This window comes from Aestuariivirga sp., assembly GCF_044239095.1.
Classification (GTDB): domain Bacteria; phylum Pseudomonadota; class Alphaproteobacteria; order Rhizobiales; family Aestuariivirgaceae; genus Aestuariivirga.
This window is the reverse complement of record NZ_JBIICB010000281.1, coordinates 1-5,478: the sequence shown is the minus strand read 5'-3', so window position 1 is coordinate 5,478 and position 5,478 is coordinate 1. Positions and strand designations below refer to the sequence as shown.

4 protein-coding genes and 1 pseudogene are annotated in these 5,478 nt (G+C 63.0%); all 5 read left to right on the top strand.

The genetic code is table 11. The features are described 5' to 3' along the window. Nucleotides 1-324: 324 nt before the first annotated feature. A complete protein-coding gene (locus ACILRA_RS19110) occupies nt 325-1,485 on the top strand; it encodes an extracellular solute-binding protein (RefSeq protein ID WP_395663651.1) in 1,161 nt (386 codons plus the stop codon). A gap of 160 nt (nt 1,486-1,645) precedes the next feature. Then, the gene (locus tag ACILRA_RS19105; protein ID WP_395663650.1) at nt 1,646-2,731 is read left to right on the top strand and encodes an ABC transporter ATP-binding protein; all 1,086 of its coding nucleotides are present in this window, start codon (nt 1,646-1,648) and stop codon (nt 2,729-2,731) included. After that, nucleotides 2,724-3,728 carry an ABC transporter permease gene (locus ACILRA_RS19100; RefSeq protein WP_395663649.1) on the top strand — a complete coding sequence of 335 codons (1,005 nt, stop codon included), beginning with the start codon at nt 2,724-2,726 and terminating at the stop codon, nt 3,726-3,728. The genes ACILRA_RS19105 and ACILRA_RS19100 overlap by 8 nt, the downstream gene beginning before the upstream one ends. Continuing rightward, nucleotides 3,725-4,609 (top strand): ABC transporter permease, encoded by an 885-nt coding sequence (locus ACILRA_RS19095; RefSeq protein ID WP_395663648.1) that lies wholly within the window; start codon nt 3,725-3,727, stop codon nt 4,607-4,609. Before ACILRA_RS19100 ends, ACILRA_RS19095 begins: the two co-directional genes overlap by 4 nt. A 213-nt stretch (nt 4,610-4,822) precedes the next feature. Next, nucleotides 4,823-5,478 (top strand): annotated as a pseudogene (locus ACILRA_RS19090) (mannitol dehydrogenase family protein); the annotation flags it as partial.

The window sequence follows — 5,478 nt, the reverse complement described above, 5'->3', positions numbered from 1 at the left end:
TGGCGGTTCTGCAGCCGGGCGAGGGAACGAGCGGCCTCATCGCCCGGGCGGATGCCAAGCTCTATGAGGCGAAGGCCGCCGGGCGCAACAGGGTCTCGGCGTGATCAATCTCCGCGCGTATCGCCCGTTATTCTTGGAGAGAGAGGGATGGGGTCCATCCAGCCAACTGTGCCATTTAGTGCCAGTTCCGAGAACCCCATTGCCACCCTGTTACATGCTCGTCATATTAGATTGAAATGAACCAAGAAGCCGGAAACCGTCCGGACTGGAACAGGGATCTGCGCCGGGCAGTCACGCCCGGGGCCAATTAGGAGGTTACTCTATATGAAGAAGCTTACATCTGCGCAGGAAACCATCCGCGCGGCGGCGATGTCGCGCCGTTCGATCCTGAAATCTGCCGTGGCGCTGGGCGCTGTCGGCTTCGCTGCCCCGCTCTACACGAAGAACGCGCTGTCGTCTTCGGGCGAGCTCAATCTGCTCATGTGGTCGGACGAGTTCCCGGATCCGGTGATCCCGAACTTCGAGAAGGCCACGGGCATCAAGGTGAACCAGACCCCGTTCTCGCAGAACGAGGAGCAGATCAACAAGCTGCAGGCCACTGGCGGCGAAGGCTTCGACCTCTGCCAGCCCACGCAGAACCGCGCTCCCCAGTACAAGGACCTCGCTGTTCTCGCTCCCTTCGACATGAACCGGGTGAAGAACCACTCCGTCATCATCCCCTCCATGGCCAAGGCTGCGGGCGATCTCTGGACCTGGGAAGACGGCCTCTACTACATGCCCCATTGCTGGGGCTCGGAAGCCATCTCCTACCGCACCGACCTGTGGAAGGGCGATCCCAAGGATCTGAGCTACGGCTCGCTCTGGGCCGAGGATGTCAAGGGCCATACGCAGGGCCGCGGACACTCCTTCCTGCTCGGCATCGGCCTGTGGTGGGATGCTTCCGGCAAGATGGCTTCCAACCGCATGCTGGACGGCTACAAGGATGAAGAGAGCTTCAAGAAGGTCTGGGATCCCATCCTCGCTTTCGCCATCGAGCACAAGTCCTGGGTCAAGCAGTTCTGGGATTCGGCAGACAACACCAAGTCGGGCCTGATGGAGAACGACGTGTGGATCGGCCAGACCTGGGATGGCCCCGCCCTGTCGCTGAAGAAGGACGGCAAGCCTGTGAACTACCAGGCGCCGAAGGAAGGCGCCATTGCCTGGGTTGACGGCCTCTCGATGCTGAAGGCTGCAAAGAACGTCGACCAGATCTACGCCTTCCTCGAATATCTGCAGACTCCGGAGGCCTCTGCCGCCGTCGCCGAAGGCTCGGGCTACAACCCGACCGTCACCGGCGCCGACGCGCTGCTCTCCGACGTCGCCAAGAAGAACTTCCAGGAAGCATTCCCCGGCGACGCGCTGGCGAACCTCTGGCCCTGGCCGGCGGAGCCCACCTGGTATGCGGAGATCCGCAGCCAGTACACGGACAAGTTCAAGGCCGCCTGACGCGCAAGCGCATGAAGCTGCAACCAGCCCCGCATGCCGGGGCTGGTTGTTTTTTGAGCCTTACTCCGTGATGCTTGAATTCAGTCACGGTTCGGGCGAAACAAGACCGGGACAGCTGCAGCAAGACAGCGCAACAGGCATTACAGGGGTAGGCAAGGGAATGAGCGCCGGCGTAGAGCTCGATCACGTGACCGTAAGGTTTGGCCAGTTCACGGCCGTGGACGACGCAACACTCAACATCAAAGGTGGCGAGTTTTTTTCCTTCCTGGGTCCTTCGGGCTGCGGCAAGACGACGATCCTGCGCACCGTATCGGGCTTCCTTGATCCGTCCGCGGGCCGCGTTCGGATCGGCGGGCAGGACATGAACGGGATCGGCCCCAACAAGCGGCCGACCGCGCTGATCTTCCAGAACCTCGCCCTCTTCCCGCTGATGACGGTGTCCGACAACATCACCTATGGCCTGCGCGTGCGCGGCGCTTCCAAGGCAGAGCGCATGAAGCGGGCGGGCGAATTGCTCGACCTCATCGCGCTGCCTGACCAGGGCAACAAGCTGGTGAGCGAATTGTCCGGCGGCCAGAAGCAGCGCGTGGCGATCGCCCGCGCGCTGGCCGTCCAGCCCAAGGTGCTGCTCCTCGACGAGCCCTTGTCAGCCCTCGACCTCAAGCTCCGCCAGCACATGAGAAACGAGCTGCGCGCCATCCAGCAGCAGGTGGGCATCACCTTCATCTACATCACCCACGACCAGGGTGAGGCGCTGACCATGTCAGACCGCATCGCGGTGATGTCGGACGGCGTCATCCAGCAGGTCTCCGACGGCAAGACCGTCTATGACCATCCCGACACGCCCTTCGTCGCCTCCTTCGTGGGCGAGAACAACCCCTTCCCCGGCCGCGTGGCGCAGGCCGATTCTTCCTTCGCCGTGGTCGAGACCGCGCATGGACCGTTGCGCGGGCGCAATCCCAAGGGGCTGAAGGCGGGCGACAAGGCCATCCTCTTCGTCCGGCCGGAATCCTTCCGTCTCGGCGAGGGCGCGGGCGATGCCACGATCAGCTCCGAAACCATCTCTTCCGCCTTCGAGGGCAATGCCACGCATGTGTTCCTGAAGGGCGCCACCAAGAAGGAAATCACCGTCACGGTCGGCCGCCACGGCGGCGCACCGATCCCCGTGCAGGGCGAGCGCGCCACCATCCACTACGAGCCGGACATGGGCATCGTGCTGGCCGAAGGGAAGATGGCCCGTGAGTAGCCGTTTCATCGTCTTCCTCATCCCCGTCGTCGTCATCGCCATCTTCTGGGTGATGGCCAAGACGGAAAAGAAGCTGGCGCATGACCCCACCCACAAGAGCTTCTTCGAGCGCAACGGCACTGTGCTGGGCGTGAGCTTCATTCTGCTCGTGGCGTTCTGGGCGCTGTTCCTGGTGGTGCTGCCATATCTCTATATGGTGGTCGAGAGCTTCCATCCGAAGCTGCCGCCCGCCAAGCGTGGCGGGCCGGAGGATGTCCTCACCATCGCGCAATACAAGTCCTTTTTCATCAACCCGGTGGACGACAAGCTCAACACAACACACATCTGGGCCTTCGCCTTCACCATCCTCACTTCGGTGCTGGTGACGGCGCTGAATTTCGCCATCTGCTATCCGCTCGCATACTACATGGCCCAGGCCGGAACGGCGCAGAAGGTGCGCCTGATCATGCTGGGCCTGATCGTGCCCTACTGGGTCAACGAAATCCTGCGCGCCTTCTCATTACGCCTGCTCCTTGCGTCCAAAGGCCTCATCAACCAGGCACTGATGGGCATGGGTTTCACGGAAAAGCCGCTGGACTTCCTGGCGATGGACGTTGGTCTCTACGTCGGCCTCTCCTATGCCTATCTGCTCGTGATGGTCTTCCCGCTCTATAACGCCATCGAAAGCCTGGACAAGAACCAGATCGAGGCCGCGCGCGATCTTGGCGCCCCATGGTGGAAGATCCACCGCGATGTGGTCATTCCCTATGCCAAGCCCGGCATTGCATCGGGCTGCACCATGGTGTTCATGCTGGCGGCAGGATCTCTGGCGGCGCCGCAGTTCCTCGGCGGCCCGTCGACGCTGTGGTTCACGTCCATCGTCTATGATTTCTTCTTCCAGGCCTTCAACTGGCCCCGCGGTGCAGCCTATGCCTTCATCCTGCTTGCCGCATGCATCGCATTCGTGATGCTGATGCTGCGCCTGTTCAAGGTCTCGCTCGGGGAGACGATCAAGTGAGTTCCAAACTCGTCATGAAGGGGATGATCGGCTTCTACATCGCCCTCTTCTTCCTTTATCTCTTCGGTCCGCTGATGGTTATGGGCGTCACCGCCTTCAACACGCCCAACTACCCCACCGCTATTCCCTTCGAGGGCTTCACCCTCGACTGGTTCGTGAAGCTGTGGAACCACCGCGCCATGATGGATGGCCTCAAGAATTCTATCATCATCGGTCTCGGCGTCGTCGCCGTCTCGGTGCCGGTGGGTCTCGCCGCGGCCATCATCATGGGCCAGATCTATCACCGCGCCCGCGGCCTCTTTTACCTTGTCACCGTCTCGCCGGTGCTCACCCCCGGCGTCATCATCGGCATCTCCACCGTGATCTTCTGGAAAGACATGATGGGGCTGACGGACTTCACCAAGGCCACCTTCTACAAGGGCGTGATCCTCGCCATCCTCGGCCAGTCGAGCTTCATCGCGGCCTATGCCCTGCTCATCATCATGGCCAGGCTCCAGCGCTTCGACCGCGCCCAGGAGGAAGCAGCCCTCGACCTCGGCGCCTCGCACCCGCAGGTGTTCTGGCACATCCTGCTGCCGTTCCTGAAGCCAGCGCTGATCTCGGCGGCCGTCATCGCCTTCCTGTCGAGCTTCGAGAACTACAACACCACCACCTTCGCCATCCTCGCTGACAAGACGCTGGTCACCGTACTGGCGGGCGAAGTGCGCCAGGGCACCACGCCCGCCCTCTCCGCGCTCGCCGTCATCATCATCGGCCTCTCGCTCTTGGGCGCTATCATCTACGAGGTGGTGAAACGGCGCGAAGAATCCCAAGCCGAACGCGCCAAGGAACGCGCCAAGCTGGCGGAGCGCAGCGAAGCGGCGCAAGCCGCCTCGGCCTGAAGCCCGCCCCAGACATGGGCCTTCGCCAGGCAGGAGACCGTCGGGACGCGCTGCCATGTGACGCTCGCGGGACCCGTGCTCACCGTTTCCGCCACGCAAGGCGCGGATGCTTTTCACGCTCGATCCCCTCGTGGTAGACACCCTCAACGGCGTCTTGATCCTGAGGGGCACGGGCATCAACGGTCTCCGCGTGGCGCATATCAAGGAGGCGTGATGGACAGGCTCTCGCTCAAGACCGTCAAGGGCCTCGCCTATGACCCCGCCCTCATCGACATCGGCATCGTGCATCTGGGTGTGGGCGCCTTCCACCGCGCGCATATGGCGGATTATACCGATGCCGTGCTGCGCAGCGGCGACAGGCGCTGGGGCATCATGGGCGCCAGCCTCCGCTCAGCCGACACGCGCGATGCGCTGGCCCCGCAGGACTATCTCTACACGATTGCCGAGAGCGACGAGGCGGGCGAACGCTGCCGCGTGATCGGCGCGCTGCGCGGGGTGATCGTGGCGCCTGAGAACCCTCAAGCCCTCATCGAGGCCATGTGCCTGCCCTCGGTCAAGATCGTCTCCCTCACGGTCACCGAGAAAGGCTATTGCCACGATCCGGCGACGGGCGAGTTGAACGAACAGCACCCCGACATCATCCACGACATCGCCAATCCGGAACGCCCCCGCTCCGCACCGGGCTTCCTCGTCGAGGCATTGCGGGCGCGAAAGGCCCGCGGCCTCGCGCCCTTCACCGTGCTGTGCTGCGACAATCTCCCTGAGAATGGCCGCACCGTCGCCAAGGTGGTCACGCGCCTCGCAAGCCTTCGCAACGCGGAGCTTGGGCGCTACGTGGCAGAGAACGCCGCCTTCCCCGCCACCATGGT